This window comes from Sunxiuqinia sp. (genome assembly GCF_055140945.1).
On record NZ_JBSQYS010000025.1, the window covers coordinates 43,308 to 63,986 of the forward strand.

Here is a 20,679-nt window from a genome sequence, read left to right on the forward strand (position 1 = left end):
TTTACTCATTCGATAAAGAATACGGGCGAGCATCCGGAGCTGTCCCCCACGATTTGTTCGGTTGGTTACCCATTTCAAAATTCAATATTCCACCTTTCATCAGGTCAAAATGATTAAGAAAATTCCGATCTGTTAGCTGCCCATTCACATTCAACGACTGAATATAGTTTTTTCCTGATGATGCACCCGGGGAATTAATCACAATGGCATTCCCGTTGTTAAGCTGAATTGTAATTTTATCGAAACGTGGGCCGGAAATCACATATTCAGGAACCGATGGACAAACCGGATAAAACCCAAGTGCCGCAAAAACATACCAGGCCGACATTTGTCCCGCATCGTCGTTACCACTTAGTCCACCCGCATCGGAACCATATTCGGTTTTCATGATTTCTGAAACAATTTGCTGAGTTTTCCATGGCTGTCCGGAATAGTTATATAAAAATGGGATTTGGTGTCCCGGTTCATTGCCATGCCAGTATTGCCCGGACGCATAGAAATGATCCAGATTCTTGTTGAAGCCTTCGGCACCCCCCATCAATTGCATCAATCCGCCAATGTCTTGTGGTACATACCAAGTGTATTGGTATGGCGTACCTTCGGTTATGTATGGTTGCCTGATAAACTTATTAAAATCAGCGACGAACGTTCCGTCAGCATATCGACCTCGCATACACGAATCGGCCTCACTGTATACATTTTGGTAGTTTTGGGCTCGATTTAGCAATTCAGCTAAATGAATTGAATCGCCGCGCTTTTTAGCAACCTGACTTAAAGCAAAGTCATCAAAAGCGTACTCTAAAGTCCGAGAAACTTGCTCCTTCACATGAAAAGATTCCTGTACGCTGTCTTCCATGGGAATGTAACCGTATTTCAAATACGACTCAATAGCCCGACGTCCTTTTCCCTCCTGATATTCGGCGAATGTTTCCGGAGATTGAAAGGCATTTTTCAACAAAAAACGGTATTGCTCATCATTCAAATCGATAATATCTTTCATGTACGCATCCGCAATCACAGCTATTACATGATCACCAATCATCGCCGAAGTATAGCTGTTCCAACAAGGGAAAATCGGTAACCAGTCCCCTTGTTTGGCTTTATCAAGCAAGCTGTACATCATATCAGCATTCTCTTCAGGAACCAGTAAATTGAACAGTGGATGTGAAGCACGATAAGTATCCCACATCGAAAAATCGTCGTAATAATCTCGATCTCCGGAGTTACGTATTTCTCCTCCGCCGCCAAAGCTCGGGTACGAGCCATCAACATCGTTAAAAGTCCGCGGCTGCAAAAAGCTATGGTAAAGCGCGGTGTATAATTTCACTTTTGCCTCTTCGTCCTCGCCCTCAACCTGAACTTTTGCCAGCAGGCTTTCCCAGCTACCTCTCAGTTGTTCCCTGGCTTGATCAAAATCAAGATTTGCGGTTTCGGCATCCAGATTTTTGCGCGCTTGGTCAATACTGGTAAAAGACGTACCTATTTCAACAAAAACCGTTTCATGCTCCTGTAGGTTGAAGGAAATCCAGGCTCCCAACTTGGCTTGGTCTGCCAGTTCGGTAGTCATTTCGCTTATCAGGCTGTCCTGATAAGTTCCGTACTTTTCGAAATCGTGGCTGATACGAGCTACAAAATAACCATTAAATCCAGCCGGCTCACCCCAGCCTTGGTAAATACGATGGACGGGATTATAACCCACAATTTCGTTTTTTTCGGGAAGAATTTGAATGAAACCTTGTGCTTCGTCGCTATTTGGGTTCAACACCAAATGTGACTCACCGCCATTTTCAAACGTGAATTTAAAAAGGCCACAGCGTTTGGTCGCTGTCATTTCCGCTTCAATATTGTAATCGTTCAGATGTACGGTGTAATAATTTGGCGATGCTGTTTCCTTGTCGTGCGAAAAAGCAGAACCACGCTTTTCGGGAAGCCATTTCAGCTGCCCTGCCACCGGCATAATTGTCATGCTTCCATAATCCTGCACGCAGGAGCCGCTCAGCCAGTGGCTTCCACGAAATCCCTGGATCACCGAATCAGTATAATAGTAAGGAGCAACGCACTTGGTTTCGGTATCTTTAGTTTGCGGGGTCCAGTTTGTCATGCCAAAAGGAACGGTAACAAAAGGAACAACCTGCGAATTGTTTTCAGTTCCCTCTCCGTGTTTTAGAGCACTGATAGTCGTGGAGGGCGCCGTGCCAATCAATGGGTTTACGTAATCAATAACGCTATGTTGTTGACTGGACTTCTGACATCCGGACAAACAAAAAATCAAAGCAACTAATTGTAAAAATCTCATTCGTTTTATTTTTTATGATGAAGCCATTTTACTTCAACCTTATCACCTGCGAAAATGGAGTTCTTCCTGTCAGAAACAAATGTATCCCTTTTCCTTTAATCGATCCAAAATGAGTACTATACAGCTCTCCATCAATTTTCTCAATATTTTGATGTTCCATAATACCCGGTCCCACCTGAATTGAATCGTTACCAAACAGGTAGGTGGCATAGCCTTCTGGCAGAAAATAATCTCCATCATTGTCGGCTTCCATCACATTGGTCAACCGACCTCCTGATTTGAAACACAAGTCCAAGGTTACTTCTACTCCTTCTGGTCCGTCAACGTTGATGGACAATTCAAATTCGCCATCATTCTCCCTGATGACGATACTTGTTTCTGATTGGATGGTTGTTTTTGGTCTGCTTGGAAAATCCATTTTACTCCAAAAGCGACCATCCTGAGATTCTGTCAGCTCGTAATCTCCCTTCTGGTTTCGTTTGTCGGCAGGAAGAGGCTGGTAATAATAGGCTTCTTTGTGCTCAAAAAGATGATAGGTGTTCTGATCTTTTTGAAGCCCCTCACTTCTGAAATATCCGGTGTTAAAAAAAGAAGTAGATAGACGCATGTACTCTAAAATGGCTTCTCCTTTTCGAAAAGTAAAAAAGCTTGGATTAGACGAACGCCCTGAGGAAATAACAGAAGGCAGATCATTCCCGCCAAAGATGCTTGCAGTTACTTCTTCCCTTTTTATGCGAACGAGGTCGGTGGCAGGAAAAAACTTCGCAAACTCTTGAGGTAATTCTTCAGGTTCACAAAGCTCTTGCTGTAGTTCTGTTAAATCGATAAAATGAATCAACGAGTGCGCTAAAACATTTTTCTCGAACAGGCTGTCTTGTTCAATTTTACCGGCAACCGCTGCAAAAAAATGATCTTCAAAACGGTTTGCCATAAAGCGATAACACCAGTAATAGTACGATGCTGAGATCGTCTGGTTTTGATCTTGCCTTCTGGAATCGAGTGACATCAAGTCACCATTGTCTTCCATCAGAAAATAAGTTGTCTCTAAATTTTTCATTACCGGGTTTAGTAAATCCTCCCGATCCAATATGGTGGCAATTGTAATCAACGCCTGATCTACAACTTTGGAATAAATACGACTTCGCTCCGGGTACTGACCATCCTTATTGATATAAATCCCTTCAGCCAGCCATTGGTTGATACGCTCCTTGTATCGGCTATCGCCATAAATTTCGTAGAGATGGGCCAACGCTGAGGAAATCACCCAACGATGATTGGGCGTATGCACTCCACCAGTTAAAAGAGCCTCTCCCGCTTTCAGTAAAAAGCTATCCAACCGTTTTTTTAGGCCTATGGACTCCTCCGAATTTCTTTTTACCAATACGTTTGCTGCAGGTCCTAAATTATCGATTAAGAAAGCCGTGTCGGGTGGTGACTGTTTGTTCCCTCCAGCATCAATCGTTCCGTTCGATCGTTGAGCTTCAAGCAGACCATCCAGGATTTTATCGAGCTGTTGAAAGACTGCTTCAGAATTGAAATAGCGCGATCCTTCAGTACAAAATGAAGCCGTTAAAATTGCAAACTGAACGCTCAGGCTCCGAGGATTTGAGGTTTGAATATCTTTTTCCAAAAGTTTAAAAACAGTTTGGTCATTGGCTTGAACTAACTGAAGAAAAAGTTCCTGATCAAAATCTATTTGGCGATTACCGATTGGATCTACAGTGAGCTGATTGTCAACAGTTAAATTTTCTCGCTCAAATGGACGACTTTCAGAAGTAAAGAGAAACCAGAAAACAAAAAGGAGTGGAAAAAGAAAATTCCATTTGCCTCTTATTAAATAAGTTCGATATAAATGCATTTAGGATTAGTTCGTTTTGTGTGAATTCCGGACAAGATTATACGAAAAATAGGCAGGCAATTTAATCACCTGCCTATATCAAAATTAGCTTATATACTATAAAATTCTATTTCTACTTTTCTAGTATCCGTCATTTTGAGTGATACTGCCGCCGCTATTATCGATTTCGGTTTGAGGAATAGGTCTTAAGAGGTGTTTTGATGTGAGTGCGTTGTTGAAAGCTGCATGTGGATTATGCGCCAAAGTCCTTTCAATCAACTTACCAGTTCTCTTCAAGTCCATCCATCTGTTTACTTCACCAGCTAGTTCTCTGGCTCTTTCGTCAAGAATCAGGTCGATAGTAACATCACCTGGAGCAACAGCAGTTGTTAAACCTGCTCTGGCACGCAACTCGCTAAGGCGAGCTGCTGCGTCAGTCGTATTCGATGATTCAAGGTAAGCTTCTGCAGCAATCAAATAAGCTTCTCCACTCCTCATCACAACCATATCTCGTTCTCCTTGCGAAGATTGATCGGGCTGTGTAAAAGGAACTGTAGGATCGTCAAATTTGCTAAACATGGGATAATGAACAGTGGTTATGCCATCGCTTACAAGGTATTTGTCAGGATTAATCACTTTATAAGGAGCAGCTGCCATTTCTGCAGCTGTCCATGCAACTTTTGGGAAATATACAGCTGTATCGCCAACAAACCTGCTTATTGTATCTTCGCCAACTATTGCATCAAAATCTTCTGTCGCAAAAAGGATCCGATCAAATGTGGCTTCAGCACGTTCGTCATCATCATCAAAAAGCGAGTAGTAAAAAGGAGTAGGCATTGGTCCAAGGCCCTTCACAGTTCTGGATAAGCCAGGATAATCAAAGAATCTGAACTTATACATCATGTGTTTCGAATTCCCCCAACCTCTACTAACAGAATTGCTTCCAAACAAATACGCAAATACAACTTCCGAATTCCGTTGGTTATCGATACTTACTAAATTTTCGAAAGAAGCTACCAGATCATGATTTGTGATCACCGTTTCAGCCAAAGCAGCAGCGTCAGTAAAATCAGAACTTGCAGCAAATGACTTATAACCTCTTGTTAATAATACCTTAGATAAAAGGTGTCTTACAGCATCCTTTGAAACTCTTCCGTATACACTTGGATTTTCGGGAACTGCTGATAAAGCATCTTGAAGATCCTGTACTATTTGTGTATAGATTGCTTCCTCGCTTTCACGCACATAATTCGTCTCTGCTGTTGTAACCTGATTCAAAACCAGTGGCACGCCACCATAATTTTCGACCAAGTTAAAATACGACATTGCTCTAAAAAATTTGGCTTCTCCGATACCGGTTGTTTTAGCACCAGGCTCAAGTTCTTCAATTTCATCTGCAGTACCTATAGCAACATTGGCAGCAGAGATAATACTGTACTGGTTGGCCCAATATACACCTATAGTCCAATTCGTTGAATAGAAATTCACATAGTCGTTTAAGTCACTCGTTCCCGTAACCGCTGTACCTCTTGTAACAATATCAGTTCCTAAATCTTCCAACTGATAGTACATATCCGCAGTGTAATGCGTAGTTGTTTCTCTGGCTCTTTCATAAACAGAGGCAACTAGTTGGTCAAATGTTTCAGGATTTGATTTGGCCGTTTCAATACTTAGAGAGGTATAGTTTTCTTCCTCCAGGTAACTATCACAACCGGCAACTAACACGCCAACTGCCAGCAGTAATCCCAATATTTTTGTATTTATATATTTCATCTTGCTTTTAAATTATAGTTATTAGAAATTTAGACTAATACCTGCTAAATAGGTACGCGACATGAAGGCAGCACCCCAGGAGTTTCTACCGGCATTCTCAGGATCCCATCCATCATAAGGTGTGATTATAAAAGGATTTTGAACGGTTGTATATATCCTTAAACTACCGACGTTAATTTTATCCAAGACATATCTGGGAAGAGTGTAACCCACCGTGATATATCCAACTTTCGTGTACGAAATATCTTTGTACTTGATTATTTGTTGATAGGATCCTCCGTTACCTGGTTGATACCAGCTATTGATCGGATTTGTTGGTGTCCAGTAGTCTACATCATAACCATTGAACATTCTTGAAGGATCACTATCCCAGGGAAACGATGTATTGCTGTGGAAGTTACTCAACATTTTATTTCCCTGGCTGGTAATAATAGAAAACGAAAAGTCAAAGTTCTTATAGTTCATGTTACTTGTTATACCACCAGTCCATTTAGGGGTAACCTGACCAAACACTTTTCTGTCTTTATCTGGAGTAATCTCACCATCATTGTTCAAGTCTTTAACTTTTACCTGCCCTGGTGTTTGTCCGTACTTGGCTGCTTCAGCTGCTTCATCCAACTGCCAAATACCGTCTAATTCATAGTCATAAATAGAACCTATTGCTTCTCCTACTTTATGAATAAGATTAGTACCTGATACGTTAAAAATAATCTCGTCAAGATCACCATAGAGCTTATTGATGGTATTCTTATTACTTGCAAAATTGAAATTCGTTGTCCACTGGAAATCACTTTTATCGATATTCACCGTGTTTAGGCCTATTTCAATTCCCTGATTCGTAGATTCTCCCACATTATCGTATGTTCCGTTATAGCCGGTAACTGAAGGCAGTGGCGTGAAAAAGATAATTCCTGTAGTTTCTCGGTTATATACATCGATAGACCCAAATATTCTATTATTTAGAAATCCAAAGTCAACCCCAAGGTTCACCTCTGTTGTTTTCTCCCAGGTAAGGTCTTCATTTGCCAAGCCTGTAATATATGCAGTGGATACAGAAGAACCACCCAAATTAGTTGCACTACTACCCAACAGTGATTGAGAACCCAGTGGCTTTAATCCTCCACCTTGACCATTGTTACCGGTTTGTCCATAACTCAACCTCAGTTTTGCATTAGAAAGCAACTTTTGATTTTGCATAAAATCTTCTTCCATCATTTTCCATGCAAAAGCTGCAGATGGGAAGAAAGCCCATTTATTTTCGTCTGACAATATCGATGAACCGTCATAACGACCTGTTAATGTAACCAGGTATTTGTCCATTAGGTTATAACTCAACCGGCCTGTGTATGATTCCAGTGTTTGTTTTGAAAAATCACTGGAAACATCTCTAATATCTAAACCAGCACCTAAATTGTGGAACAAATAATCATCGGTTGTAAAGTTTCTAACCTGAGTATAGTATCCCTCAGAACGCTCCAAAAATCTTGACATTACCGCGGTTACATCGAACGCATGTACTCCCGTTTTGTATTTATAATTAGCAATATTATCCCAGGAATATGACAAATAATTAGAATTATTTACCTGAGCTCTTCTATTTGAAGCATTTCCACTTACACTTTTAGAGTACAATCCTCGATATTCACCATAACGCGAAAATTTTAGATTAGGCGAAAATTTAGAGGTTACCGTTAAGCCTTTTACCGGAGTAAACTTTAAAGCAATATCACCCAACCACTGGAGGTATTTGGTTTCTTTCGTAATATTATCCGCCTCAAACAGCGGGTTCGTAATTTGAGTTTCCTTAGATATTGGATAAAAGCGCAGAGAACCGTCATCATTGTATGGACGACCAATAGGCTTCAATCGATATGCGCTCCGAAAGCCTTCCCAACTTCCGGTGTTTTGAATTGCATAGGTCATATAATTAGCAAAACTGACGTTTAACCAACTCGCCAGGTCAGATGACAAACTACCCCTTACATTGTATCTCGTAAAATCCTCTCCATCTAGCGTTCCATTGTCATTGGTATATCCCAAACCTGCAGAGTAAACGGTCTTATCATTCCCTCCATTTAAATTCAAGGTATGGTTGGTTTGAAACCCATTCGCCAGTATCAGATCAACCCAATCGGTATCAACCCCATCGGCAACATTTTGCAATTCTTCAGCATCGAAATAGTCTGAAAGCACAACATCGCTCTTCCGATAATCAAGATTTCCAGCTGCGAACTGGTTGCCAACAGCAGCGTCTTTCACCAACTCTACATAGCCGGCAGCGTTTTGCATAGCTGGTAAATGATAAGCCTGTTTAAGACCGAAATAATTGTTATAGCTTACTTTTAACTTTCCTTCTTTACCTTGCTTTGTTTCAACCAGGATTACACCGTTACTACCTCTGGAACCATATATTGCAGTAGCTGAAGCATCTTTTAGAATATCCATTCTTTCGATATCTGCCGGATTCAAGAAGGAAATATCATCAACAAAGATTCCGTCAACAATAAAAAGTGGGTTTTGCCCAGGATTAAAACCTCCTTGATCGGCAGTTTGGTTAGAGTTAATTGTACTCGCACCACGAATACGAATATTAAATCCACCAGCTCCCGGTTTGTTGTCAGTACGTTGAATTACCACTCCAGCAGTTTGTCCTTCAAGCGCAGAAATTGCATCCACCTTGTTGGCCTTTTCCAATTTCTGATGATCGACCGAAGAAACAGATCCTGTTAAATCGCTCTTTTTTACAGAACCGTATCCAATAGCAACAACCTCATCAATACCAATCGTTTCTTCCTGAAGAACAACATCAACTTTGCTACGTCCGCTCAAGGCTACTTCCTGGCTTTTCATTCCTATAAATGAGAAAACCAAAGTAGCATTTGCAGGAACGTCTGAAATAGAATAGTTACCATTGCCATCAGTGATCGTTCCGGTGGTTGTTCCTTTTTGAAGCACAGTAACACCAGGCAATGGAAAGCCTGTTGGATCGGTTACTGTTCCACTAACATCAACCGCTTGCTGCGATAAACGTATATCATTTGAGCCGCTCGCACTCTCGGGTTTTAAAATAATTTGTCGATCTTTAATTGAATATCTGATGTTGGTTTCCTGAAAAACGGCATCCAATACTTCATCAATTTTTTTATTGGTAAGCACCACATCAATCTTACGATCAACATCAATTAAGTCGTTACTGTATAAGAAAAAGAAATCTGTATTTCTTTCAATCTCAATCAACGCATCTTTAACGGTAGAATTTGTCATATCCAAGCTCAGGCGTGTAGTTTGCGAATACGAGTTAATCGCGAGTGCCTGACTTACCACGAGGATAACAAAAAGAGCTGTGAGTTTCATAAGCCTTACGATTTTAATGATCTCGGGATAAAATAAACCCGGATCAAACCTTTTACATTTTTTTTCCATAATTTTACAATGGTTTGAGTTTTACAATTTTTAACTAGAAGATTGTTTATTCAAGAGAACCCTAAAGGGGAGATGTAGCAGCATCTTCCCTTTTTTATTTGTGTTGCATTCGTATTTCGTTTTTAATTATACTTTTTTGAGACAATATATTTTGTTTTTATAAATGTTGAATTTGCATTTAAGGCTGAATCTTCCACCTCAAGATTTAGGTTAGTAGCTTCAGTGATATAGTCGAGCACCTGCCGCAATGTTTCATTTTGAACGGTAATCGTTAACTGATGTTTGGCCAGCGAACCATCAGGATCATTCAACACAATATCAGCATTATACCATCTTTCCAGGCGCTTAACAACCACACCAAGTGGATCATTTCGAAATATCAGTTTCCCGTCAATCCAGGAGATTGATTTTTCGACATCCGTTTTTTGCTTTTGGATGGTTCCGGCGACTCTGTTTACGGTTATTTTTTCTTTGGGAGCTAAATGCATGAGTGGTTTTGAATCTTCCGGTTGAAAAGCAACCTTGCCTTCTTCCAAAACAACCGAATAAAAATCATCATCAGGAAAAGCGGAAACATTAAAACGAGTCCCGGTAACTTTAACTGTGCCATCAGTCGTTTCAACATAAAAAGGATTTCCCTTGTCGGAAGAAACATGAAAATAGGCTTCTCCAATTAGTTCTACTTTTCGATTTCTTTTTGTGAAACGTGCAGGATATTTCAATGTCGTTCCAGCATTTTGCCACACCTCAGTACCATCTGGCAATGTCGTCTTTAACTTCGAGCCATATGGTGTTTCCAGCGTAATCATCTCATCGGAATTATTGTAAGCACTATTTTGACTCACCATCCAAACGGATCCTATAAGAAGTGGGATAAATAAAATGGCAGCAACTCGAACCGCATAGTTTGCTAATTTCCGAATCACCCCACCCGTCTCCTTTGACTGCAAGTTAATTTGATGATGAATTGAGTTTAGCATCTCGTCCAGCTCTGACTTGGGTATCGTATTTTGAAAAGAAGGTGTTCTTTGCCAATACTCAAACAAAAGCCGCTCAATATTTTGTTGGTATTCGTCTTCATGAAAAAGTTCGACCAATTCAGTCAGCTCTCTTTCATCGCACTTGTTTTCAAGATACTTCCTTATTAAATCTGTTATTTCCTTTTTTTGTTCCATTTTTTTCCGTTCAGCAATGCAATTCTGTTTTTTGCATTGATTTCGATTTCAATCTACAAAAGGTAATACGGAAAAAGGGACAGTACCCCCCAAAGAAAAATAAACAAATTTTAACTATTTCAGACCAAACAGCTAATATTCAACAAAATAAACAAACAAAAAGAAAAAACAGGAAGTTATTCGAATCGATGTTTTTACGAATGTATTTTAAGGTAAGGTTGATTTGGTTTTCAACAGTTTTGACAGCAATTCCCAACTTTTCAGCAATTTCCTTGTGTCCTAATCCCTCTTCACGACTCATCAGGTAAATCTTTTTTCGTTGCTCCGGAAGTTCGGCAACAAGGTTGGATAAACGCTCGTTCAGCTCATTAAATATCAGCAGCTCATCTGTTTTATTTGATTCCTGACTAAGATGATTCTTCAACTGACTTAAGAAGTCAGCATCTTTGGCGCGTTCTCTGAATAGATCAACAGTAATATTGTAAGCAATTGAAAACAGAAATGCCTTTAATGAATGTGAGGTATTGATCTCTTGTTTTTTATTCCAAAGCTTAAGAAATGTTTCTTGTACCACTTCCTTAGCATCTTCCTTGTTTTTCAACATTGAGAATGCGAACCCATATAACCGCTGGCTATACAACCCATAAAGCTCATCGAATGCCCTCACATCACCACGGCGGAGTTGTGAGGCTATGTTTTTATTTTTCTGAGTTGCAAAATCCACATTCCAATATTTGAATGTAAAACTATAGAAATAATTTAAAGTACCCTATTCTTTTACCGAGGCTAAAGTTCCTCTTTCAGCACGTCCCGGATATCCATAAAGTTGTTTTCCAGCTTGAGCATGTTTGCAATAAAAAAGTTAAAAATGTCGGGCCATTGCTTTTGTTGATGAATGTCGACTCCTTCCATTTCAGTGTAGATACGACAAACTTCTTCCCCACTTTCTCTTACATACATGAAATCCCACTCCAAGCCATTTTCAAATCCGTCCTCCAATAGTGGGCGATAATTTTGAAGTTTTTCAAACAAATCCAATCGTTTATTCTCATTTCGGTGATTCAATTCAATCATTACGCTGGCTGATTGACGGGTTACGTCAAATTTGAGATCTAATCCAGAGATCTTCGTGTCGTACAAAACCCACTTTTTCTTTTTCTCTTGCAGTTCAGGAACCGCTTTACAGCGCTTGGCAAAAAGAGTCCAGAATTGCTTTCGTAATTGTTTCGCTTGTTCCTGTGTGTACATAGTTTAAAAGTGAACCTCAAAAATACAATGCATGAATGAAAAGCATATTATACTGTTATAAAAAACTCAATCTTTTTAATTAACACTGCACCGCTTGCTTAAGATATTTATTGGAATGAAGGAACAACTTGAAGAAAACGGCTTCAATTATTATTTTTCCGATGATAAAACGGTATTTTTTATCATCGCTAACGGAGAGGTTAACTACAATGAGTGTGTACAAATGATGGACACATTGGTTAACCATCGTTTTTTTTCAAAAAACACCACCCTAATCGCAGACCTTCGAAACGTCGATTATCATCCAGCACATAACGAATTCATGAACCTTGTTGAACACATGAAATCGTTAAAAGATGATTTAAAAGACTGCAAAATGGCATTGGTATGCTCTCCCTTGTTATTTAGTTTAGGATATCTGGTATGCGAAATAATGAGCATGTTTGATTATAACATGAAAACTTTTCTAAAACTGGAAAGTGCGGAGGAATGGATCGATAAAAAACTAAAAGGAGCTCTCTAAAGCAGTCGGAATAGCTTTCCCTTTCAATTAGACCAATATAGCCTCCTAACGATTCATCCCGCTCAATTTATCATACCTACTGAACAATTCACGACCTGTTTTGTCATTTGAATTAATAGACACTCACAGCCCTAATTTGAGTAAAATCAGGCAATGCAAAATAGCTTAATCAGGCAAATAATAGCACTCGGTTTAGTAACGACGATAGCTCTCCATCTTTTTACAGATTTGGCTATCCTCATCTCCTTTAAAATCAATCAGGACTACATTGCCGAGTTTCTTTGTATTGAAAAAGATATACCGGACTCAGCCTGCCAGGGTTGTTGCCAGCTTGAGAAGAAGTTAGACGAACAAGAAGAGCAAAAACAGGAGCTTCCGGAATCATCAAATCGGAAAAGTGAAATCCAGTTTTTCTCCACAAAAAATGAACTCCCCTCAATTCCGCAACAAAAAAGCCGGCAACTAATTTCAATGAACCAAAACAACTACAACTTATTAACTAGTTGTCGTATTTTCCATCCTCCAAAATCCTAAGTTTTTACTTATCCATTACTTTTCTTTAGTTGCTAATCAGCACTAAAAAATAATTCTAACTTATTAACATCATGAATAATGAGATTAAAATTTCAATTCGGAAGTTTCATCACCTTTATTGGATTCATATTGAGCGGTTTGTTAGTTACACTTGATTCAGAGGCACAAACTCGTCAATTTAAACTGATAGACGAAGAGACCAATAGACCAATACCGGACGCCAACTTTTTTTATGGCAACGAACAAGGCATTTCATCTAAATCCGGCGATATAACAATTAATTTTCAACCAACAATTACCTTAACCATATCGCATGTACAATATGGCAAACGATCATTCACGGCTGAAGAACTGGATCAGGCACTCAAAAAACACCAGCTTGCTTTGCAACCTAAAAGTCACAACCTACAACCGGTAACATTTATCAGCATACATCCCAATGCAGGAGAACAAGAGCAAATGACCTTGCAGGTTCAGGACAAACTGGCTCACGACGCTGGGCAAATACTGGAACAATTCAGTTCAATATCCAGCATCCGGAAAAGCGGTGCTTATGGTTTTGACCCAGTGCTTCGCGGATTCAAATACGACCAAATCAATTTGGTGATTGACGGTTCGCAATGCGCTACAGCTGCCTGTCCGAATCGCATGGATCCGGCGTCGAGCCAAGTGCCTTTAAATATGATTGTTGAAGCCGAAGTAATGAAAGGACCACATAGTTTGCGCTACGGAAACGCGTTTGGCGGAACTATCAACTTTAAAAGTGCCGACCCAAATTTTACCGACAAAGCCAACTTAAACGGACGCATGGGAACAAGCTACGAAACCAACGGAGAAATAAGCCGATCAGAAGCATTGGCAGGCATTACATCAAAACATGCCGACATCAAATTGTTTGGTTCGCTATCAACAGGCAATGATTATACCGATGGTGATGGTGTGAAAATACCGGCTAATTTTTATCGCTCAAACATTGGTGGCAAAATTGGACTGAAACTGAGCTCGACACAAACCATGAGATTGCAGGTTTCAAACAACTATGGAAAAGATGTTGACTTTCCGGCCCTGCCCATGGATTTGCGAAAAGACGACACCTGGCTGATCAATCTGGGGCACAAAGCAGTCTTTTATCGTGGAGCACTGTCATCGTGGAATACAACAATGTATGCAACCAAGGTCGATCATTTGATGGACAATGCTGATAAAGAACTCAATCCGCGGATGGTTGATGCCAACACTTCTGCTAAAACGAACAATGCCGGCGGCCGAACCGAATTGCGTTTCGATTTTGATGATGACTGGTTATACGCCGGAACCGACATGCGTATTGAAAACGCCGATGGAACACGCGAACGCAACATGCTGATGGGACCAATGGCAGGAAAAACATTGACGGACAATGTATGGCAGGATGCCCGAATAAGAAAAAACGGTCTTTTTGCAGAGTATCATAGTCAGGGAGATCACTTTCATTTAGTGTTTTCCGGGCGACTGGAGCTGAACCATGCCGAAGCACAAAATCCGGATGCCGGATTTGCTGCCAATTACACAGACATGAGTTCCGATATCGTCAGTCCGGCCTTAAGTATTGGAGGAACCAGAACAGTCACCGACAACTTTTCCATTGGTCTTTGGTTGGGAAGCGCACAGCGAAGTGGGAGCCTGGCCGAACGCTACATCAACTACTTCCCGATCGGACTCGATCCCTATGAAATGATTGGAAATCCTGAATTGAAACCTGAAACCAATAATCAGGCCGATCTGATTTTCAATTATAAAAGTGACATAACAGATCTTAATCTGAACTTATTTTCATCGTTCCTCAACAATTATATTTCTTCGGAAATAAGGGAGGATTTGTCTCCCAAGATGGCTACGGCTCCCGGAGTAAGGCAATTCGTTAATGTAGACAAAGCAAAAATCATGGGGTTCGAAGCCAGTTGGAAACAGATTATCAACAGGCAAATTCAGCAGGTAGCAGAATTGGCATACGCGCACGGGCAAAACACCACCACCGACGAAGCTTTGCCCGAAATACCACCAATGGAATTTCGCTACCGATTGATTGGCTCATTCATCAACAAAAAACTACGAACAGAGCTTAATTTCCGGCATGCCTTTGAACAAAACAGAATTGCAAAGAGCTACGGAGAAACAAAAACTCCAGCATTTAACGTGCTGGATATAAAAGCCTCCTACCCGATTATACAAAACCTAAATGTAACAGCTTCACTGCAAAACATATTTGATGAAGCCTATTACGAACACTTATCAAGATCAGTTCGCAACGCCGAAAGTCGTCCGATCTATTCTCCGGGAAGGAGTTTTTATTTTAGTCTGAGCTATCGCTTTTAAAGAACTTCGAAAGAATACGATGCCCTGTTATCTTTTAATGATAAAAAGGAAGAAGCCGCTTGCAATAATTGTAAGCGGCTTCTTTGTGTTATGTTATTTTCTGGGTTAGTGTCTTTAAATATTCTTCGTGTTCTGAATCTAGAAATGGTGATAATGTTTCGTAGACTTTTTGATGATAATTATTGAGCCAGCTTAATTCATCGGAACTCATGATCTCGCTGTCAATCAACTTTAAGTCGATCGGACAAAGAGTAAGTGTTTCAAATCCAAGAAAACGGCCAAATTGATTATCGTCCCGTTCTACACAAACAATCATGTTCTCAATTCGAATGCCATATTCTCCTTCACGATACACCCCCGGTTCGTTGGAAAGCACCATTCCTGGCTTAATCGTCTGCTCATTGTACTCCTGCCGAATACTCATGGGCCCCTCATGCACATTCAAAAAATATCCTACACCATGTCCGGTGCCATGTCCGTAATTCAAGCCATTCGCCCAAAGATGCTTCCTGGCAAACGCATCGAGGTTGCTTCCCACCGTTCCCACAGGGAATTTTGCTTTACTTAAGCCAATCATTCCTTTCAGTACTAATGTAAAGTCACGCTTTTGTTTTTCATCAGGCTCCGAAAGAGCGACAGTTCTTGTCAAATCTGTTGTTCCTCCCAAATATTGGCCTCCTGAATCAAAGAGCAAAATCCCGTCTTTACCAACAGAAGCAGCTGATTCTTTTGTTACCGAACGATGAACAATTGCTCCATTTTCATTCAATCCAATAATAGGATAAAAACTAATACCTCTAAAATCCTCTTGTTGTGACCGAAAATGCACTAATTGTTCGACGACATCAAACTCAGTAATATCTTCTTTACCAACAACTTTATTGAGCCAGTATAAAAATTTAACCATCGCGACCCCATCCTTTTTCATGGTTTCTCGAATATGGATAATTTCGAATGTTGATTTTTGGGATTTCAAGAGTGTCGCGACAGATGTTCGCTCCACCACTTTCAACGATTTGGGAAATGCAATACGAGCGGCTTGATTCGTGCGATCAGCATCAATCATGATCGTACAATCGTTCGTCAGTCCCGCCAAAAACGGATAAAACTGCTCATAATCACAAACTTCGATCTCCTGCTCAGTCAGCTTTTCAACTAGCTTTTCACTTAACTTGCCTTTATTGACAAACAAACAATTTTTACTTTCGGATAAAAAAGCAAAACCAATAAAAACCGGATTATACGAAACATCTTTCCCTCTGAGGTTAAAGGTCCAGGCCAGGTCATCCAGGGCTGTAATCAGTGTTGCATTTGCTCCATTCGCTTTAACAAAGGTCAAAATATCCTTGATTTTATCGGTTCTTTGCTGTCCCGAATAAAGTAAGTCGTGTTCAAACACTGGATCAATTGGTAATTTAGGTCTGTCTTCCCATATTGGTTCAAATAAATCACCGACGTCTTTCAACATGAGTTCATTAGCTAAAAGCGCTTGTTTTAATTGACTATATTGTGTTGCTGACAAGCAGGTGAAATCAGTTCCCACAACTTCATTTTGAGCCAATACGCTTGCTAACCAATCGGTAGGTTCAGGCGTTTCCGGCATGCGCTGTTTCATCAACTCGATGCCAGTCCCTTTCAACTGCTCGGAAGCCTGCAGAAAGTAACGCGAATCAGTCCATAGTGCCGCCTTTTTCATTGTAATAACAACAAGCCCGGCAGAACCTGTAAACCCACTAATAAACTCACGAACTTGCCAGTGTTCGGGCATGTATTCACTTTGATGCGGATCGGTTCCGGAAATATAGACTGCCTGAACATCAGTCAGCTTCATTTCAGTCCGCAATTGTTTGATTCGTTCCTTAATTGTCTTAACTTCTTTCATTCAATTTTTTTATAATATTTTTCATCGACAGAGCAGGAAGTTCCTTTAAATCCACCTCAGCCGGATGATAAAATTCAATGGCATAAATATCATCCATTGGCTTTAAATTCTGAACAGTCTCCAACTCAACAATAAAGGCCAGGTCAAGCGTAAAAACTTCCAAGCCTGAAAACGGATAGATATTTGGAAACGAACAATAGTACTCCATTTTGTTGACCTTCGCTCCCAATTCTTCCTGAAGTTCACGAGCAAGAGATTCTTCTGCTGTCTCCATCGGATCTACAAATCCGCCAGGCAAATCAAGCATGCCTTTGTGCGGCTGTATGGCCCTTCGTGTAAGCATCATTCGACCCGCTTCATCAAAAATAATTGCAGCAACTGCCGATGAGGTATTGAAGAACACTTGAAACCCACAATCAGAACATTTTTTCGATCTTTCGCCCGACTGTTGAAACTGCGCAGAACCACAACTTGGACAATACTTATAACGCTGATTTGGATGTTTTGCCTCTATCATTCAGTTACAATTTTCATCGACTTTAGCCAATCAACAAATAAATCAGGCCAATTATCTACAGGGATTTCTCTTTCGCTTCTCATTCCAAATCCATGCCCTCCCTCAGCAAATATGTGTAACTCCGCAGGAACATTATTTTCTTTTAACGCCCGGTAAAACGAAATCGAATTTTCAGGAATCACCCCTCTGTCATCATCGGCTAAAACAAAGAAAACGGGTGGAGTGTTTTCGGTCACCCACAATTCATTCGAAAATTCTTTAGCAATCTTCCAGTCGTTTGTTTCTCCAATCAAATTCTTTCGCGATCCCATGTGTCCAACACTTTCCTTGAAACTGATTACCGGGTACAGTAATAACATAAAATCTGGTCGGGAGCTAATTTTACTCATCGGATCGTCAGCCTCTGGATTTCCGAGATCGAAATGAGTACCGGCTGTTGACGCCAAATGACCACCTGCCGAAGCGCCAGCAATTCCAATCTTCTGAGGATCAATTCCCCACTCCAAAGCTTTTGAGCGTGTAAAACGTATTGCTTGCAACGCATCAGTCAAAGGAATCTCAGAGTTCCCATAGGGTAAGCGATATTTTAAAACAATCCCTGTGATTCCATGCTCTTTTAAGTATTGAGCAATCCGGAATCCTTCATGGTCAATGGCCTCAACATGATATCCACCACCGGGGCAAATAATTACTGCGGCACCTGTATTTTTATCCTCTTCGGGCTGATAAACAAATAACTCGGCTTCAGATATATTTTCATACCGGAACGTACCTCGTTGTTTATAATACTCTTCTTCACCCGGAGGGGTGTTTTTATTTGGTGCCCCAGCAGGCCATAATTTTAACTGAAAATCCTGTGACATTCCTTGCAATGATAGTGCAATTAATAAAATAATAAGGTTGATGCTTTTCATTTTTACTACGTATTTTTTATTGTTTAAGTAAAAATACAAATAAATTGCCAACAACGAATTTTAGAGTAAAATCGTTGAAAAGTAACTTCTCAATTAATTACTTTTGCAACATGTTTTTCGAATTATTTATAAAAGGACTAATGATCGGATTGGGAGTGTCAATACCGCTTGGTCCAATCGGTGTGCTTATTATTCAACGCACGGTTAACAAAAACAGGATTGCCGGATTTGTCTCAGGAATGGGAGCAGCTACTTCTGATGCAATTTATGCCGTAATTGCCGGATTTAGCCTGACTTGGCTTATCAATTTTATCAAGCAATATCAGCTTACGTTTCAAACACTTGGAGCAATCATTATTTTATTACTGGGGGTACATATTTTCCTCAAAAACCCGGTAAAGGATATTCGAAAATTCAGGAAAAAAGGCTCTTCTTATCTTCAAGATTTTGGTTCAACTTTTCTAATTACTTTTCCAAATCCACTCGTCATTTTTGTTTTTCTTGCCGTTTTTGCGAGTACAGGAATTGTATTGAACATGGAAAGACCTTATCAGGCTTTTTTTGTTGTGTTTGGAGTTTTTGCAGGAGCATGTAGCTGGTGGATCATTCTCACCAGCTTGGTTAGCATGTTTCGTCACCGTTTTAATTTAAGGTTACTTTGGTGGTTCAATAAAGTGGCCGGAGTGCTAATCTGGATTTTTGTAATAATTAGTTTTACTTATTCCGTTCTCAATCACGTTTCGATTTAAAATAAGGAGTCATTACATTCAGAAAATCATCCGGGATTCGACATGGTTTGTTTGTTTTCCCATTAAAAAAGACCAGTACAACCTCCCCTTTGTTAATCAATTCATTTTTCTGATTATAAATTTCAGTTTTAATCGGGAATTTAACACTGGGCAATTCCTCCACAATGGTTTTAATCGTCAATAAATCATCATAATAAGCCGACTTAAGATAGCTCACATTTAAACTCCGTGCAGGAAGCAGAATGTTTGCATCTTCAATCTCCTTATAGGATATCCCAAGGCTGCGGATCATCTCCGTACGCCCAATTTCGTAATACCGGGGATAGACGCCATAATAAACGACCCCCATTTTGTCGGTGTCTTCGTAATATACGCGTACCTGAGTTTCGTGAATAAGCATTCGCTTCTATTTTAGTGGAGAGTTTGGTTCCTTTTTCATGTGATCATAGGTTAGCTTATCAAGCAAACCCGGCCAAAATTTTCCTAAGAAAACCGTAAACTTACCTTCGATGAATGTTAAGATGAGTTCTCTCTTACGTTTTTTTACAGCCTTTGCTATTTTGCTGGCACATTCTTCAGCCGTCATCATTTTACTTTCGTTACGAGGTGTTTTCCCCTGCAAACTTCCATCTTGGGTAAGTGCCGCTTCGCGAACTTCGGAAGCTGTAAATCCGGGTGCGGCAACTAACACATGCAGGCCATTCTTCAAATTCTCAATTCGTAAAGCATCTAAAAATCCCCGAATGGCATATTTGGAAGCAGAATAACCGGTTCTGGCAGGTAAGCCAACATAGCCGGCAATAGAAATAACGCCAACAACAGATCCTTTGGTTTTTAGCAGATATGGGAGCGCACTTTTCGTACAATAAACGGTTCCCCAGAAATTAACATCCATCAGTTTTTTTATCACATTAACCTCTAAATCGGAAAATAATGCCCGCATCGAAATTCCTGCATTATTAATGAGCACATCGATTTTACCGAAATGCTCAATTGTATGATCAATGATCTTCTGGCAATCAAGCTCATTACTTACATCAGCTTGCACGGTTAATATTTGAGAATCGGCTAACTCCTCTTTAATTTGTTGTAGTCTCTCTATTCGTCGGGCAGCAAGCACCAAAACCGCTCCGCGTGATGCGAACTCATACGCCAGGGCTTTGCCAATACCAGAGGAAGCTCCCGTTATTATGACAACTTTATCTTTCATTATCTTGAAAAATCAATTTCAGGCAAAAATAGCTTTTTTTTGTCCACGACACCAAAGTCACCTGACATTGAAAAAAAGTTGATATAAATAGAGATATTTCTAAAATAAAATTTGCAATTAAAATCTTAGTTTTTACCTTTGCACCGCCTTTAAACAAAAAGGCAACATACAGGATGACTCAGTAGCTCAGCTGGTAGAGCACATCCCTTTTAAGGATGGGGTCCTGGGTTCGAACCCCAGCTG

General features: G+C 40.2%; 16 protein-coding genes. 4 read left to right on the forward strand and 12 right to left on the reverse strand.

All coding sequences use genetic code 11. The features are described from left to right. Position 1 precedes the first annotated feature (1 nt). The 7 genes from ACTB00_RS12630 to ACTB00_RS12660 all read right to left on the reverse strand — a co-directional run bounded on the left by ACTB00_RS12630 (position 2) and on the right by ACTB00_RS12660 (position 11,752). On the reverse strand, positions 2-2,296 hold the full coding sequence (locus ACTB00_RS12630) for a GH92 family glycosyl hydrolase (protein ID WP_463300278.1): 2,295 nt from the start codon (positions 2,294-2,296) through the stop codon (positions 2-4). A gap of 28 nt (positions 2,297-2,324) precedes the next feature. Beyond that, the gene (locus tag ACTB00_RS12635; protein ID WP_463300279.1) at positions 2,325-4,154 is read right to left on the reverse strand and encodes a hypothetical protein; all 1,830 of its coding nucleotides are present in this window, start codon (positions 4,152-4,154) and stop codon (positions 2,325-2,327) included. Positions 4,155-4,274: 120 nt separating this feature from the next. Then, the gene (locus ACTB00_RS12640) at positions 4,275-5,906 is read right to left on the reverse strand and encodes a RagB/SusD family nutrient uptake outer membrane protein (RefSeq protein ID WP_463300280.1); all 1,632 of its coding nucleotides are present in this window, start codon (positions 5,904-5,906) and stop codon (positions 4,275-4,277) included. A 21-nt stretch (positions 5,907-5,927) separates the two neighbouring features. After that, positions 5,928-9,260, reverse strand: a complete 3,333-nt coding sequence (locus ACTB00_RS12645; protein ID WP_463300281.1) for a TonB-dependent receptor — start codon at positions 9,258-9,260, stop codon at positions 5,928-5,930. Between the two features lie 191 nt (positions 9,261-9,451). Beyond that, a complete protein-coding gene (locus ACTB00_RS12650) occupies positions 9,452-10,504 on the reverse strand; it encodes a FecR family protein (RefSeq protein WP_463300282.1) in 1,053 nt (350 codons plus the stop codon). 139 nt (positions 10,505-10,643) lie between these two features. Further along, a complete protein-coding gene (locus ACTB00_RS12655) occupies positions 10,644-11,228 on the reverse strand; it encodes an RNA polymerase sigma-70 factor (protein ID WP_463300283.1) in 585 nt (194 codons plus the stop codon). Positions 11,229-11,290: 62 nt separating this feature from the next. Next, the gene (locus ACTB00_RS12660; RefSeq protein WP_463300284.1) at positions 11,291-11,752 is read right to left on the reverse strand and encodes a DUF4268 domain-containing protein; all 462 of its coding nucleotides are present in this window, start codon (positions 11,750-11,752) and stop codon (positions 11,291-11,293) included. A 115-nt stretch (positions 11,753-11,867) separates the two neighbouring features. Between ACTB00_RS12660 and ACTB00_RS12665 the strand changes: the two genes are divergently transcribed. The 3 genes from ACTB00_RS12665 (at position 11,868) to ACTB00_RS12675 (ending at position 15,164) form a co-directional block, all read left to right on the forward strand. After that, positions 11,868-12,275 (forward strand): hypothetical protein, encoded by a 408-nt coding sequence (locus tag ACTB00_RS12665; RefSeq protein WP_463300285.1) that lies wholly within the window; start codon positions 11,868-11,870, stop codon positions 12,273-12,275. Between the two features lie 153 nt (positions 12,276-12,428). Continuing rightward, on the forward strand, positions 12,429-12,809 hold the full coding sequence (locus tag ACTB00_RS12670; protein WP_463300286.1) for a hypothetical protein: 381 nt from the start codon (positions 12,429-12,431) through the stop codon (positions 12,807-12,809). A gap of 78 nt (positions 12,810-12,887) precedes the next feature. After that, complete coding sequence (locus ACTB00_RS12675; protein WP_463300287.1) at positions 12,888-15,164, forward strand: TonB-dependent receptor domain-containing protein; 2,277 nt, start codon at positions 12,888-12,890, stop codon at positions 15,162-15,164. Between the two features lie 88 nt (positions 15,165-15,252). On the opposite strand, the gene ACTB00_RS12680 is transcribed toward ACTB00_RS12675, so the two are convergent. The 3 genes from ACTB00_RS12680 to ACTB00_RS12690 are packed head-to-tail and all read right to left on the reverse strand — an operon-like array spanning position 15,253 to position 18,477. Continuing rightward, a complete protein-coding gene (locus ACTB00_RS12680; protein ID WP_463300288.1) occupies positions 15,253-17,046 on the reverse strand; it encodes an aminopeptidase P family protein in 1,794 nt (597 codons plus the stop codon). Continuing rightward, a complete protein-coding gene (locus ACTB00_RS12685; RefSeq protein ID WP_463300289.1) occupies positions 17,033-17,563 on the reverse strand; it encodes an NUDIX domain-containing protein in 531 nt (176 codons plus the stop codon). The genes ACTB00_RS12680 and ACTB00_RS12685 overlap by 14 nt, the downstream gene beginning before the upstream one ends. Further along, a complete protein-coding gene (locus ACTB00_RS12690; protein WP_463300290.1) occupies positions 17,560-18,477 on the reverse strand; it encodes an alpha/beta hydrolase in 918 nt (305 codons plus the stop codon). Before ACTB00_RS12690 ends, ACTB00_RS12685 begins: the two co-directional genes overlap by 4 nt. 110 nt (positions 18,478-18,587) lie before the next feature. Between ACTB00_RS12690 and ACTB00_RS12695 the strand changes: the two genes are divergently transcribed. Then, a complete protein-coding gene (locus ACTB00_RS12695) occupies positions 18,588-19,226 on the forward strand; it encodes a LysE family translocator (RefSeq protein WP_463300291.1) in 639 nt (212 codons plus the stop codon). On the opposite strand, the gene ACTB00_RS12700 is transcribed toward ACTB00_RS12695, so the two are convergent. Together ACTB00_RS12700 and ACTB00_RS12705 are read right to left on the reverse strand one after the other, a co-directional pair. After that, positions 19,207-19,626 (reverse strand): acyl-CoA thioesterase, encoded by a 420-nt coding sequence (locus ACTB00_RS12700; RefSeq protein ID WP_463300292.1) that lies wholly within the window; start codon positions 19,624-19,626, stop codon positions 19,207-19,209. The two genes, ACTB00_RS12695 and ACTB00_RS12700, sit on opposite strands and share 20 nt — an antisense overlap. Before the next feature lie 6 nt (positions 19,627-19,632). After that, positions 19,633-20,436: an SDR family oxidoreductase gene (locus ACTB00_RS12705; RefSeq protein ID WP_463300293.1), complete on the reverse strand. Its 804-nt coding sequence runs from the start codon at positions 20,434-20,436 to the stop codon at positions 19,633-19,635. Positions 20,437-20,679: the final 243 nt, after the last annotated feature.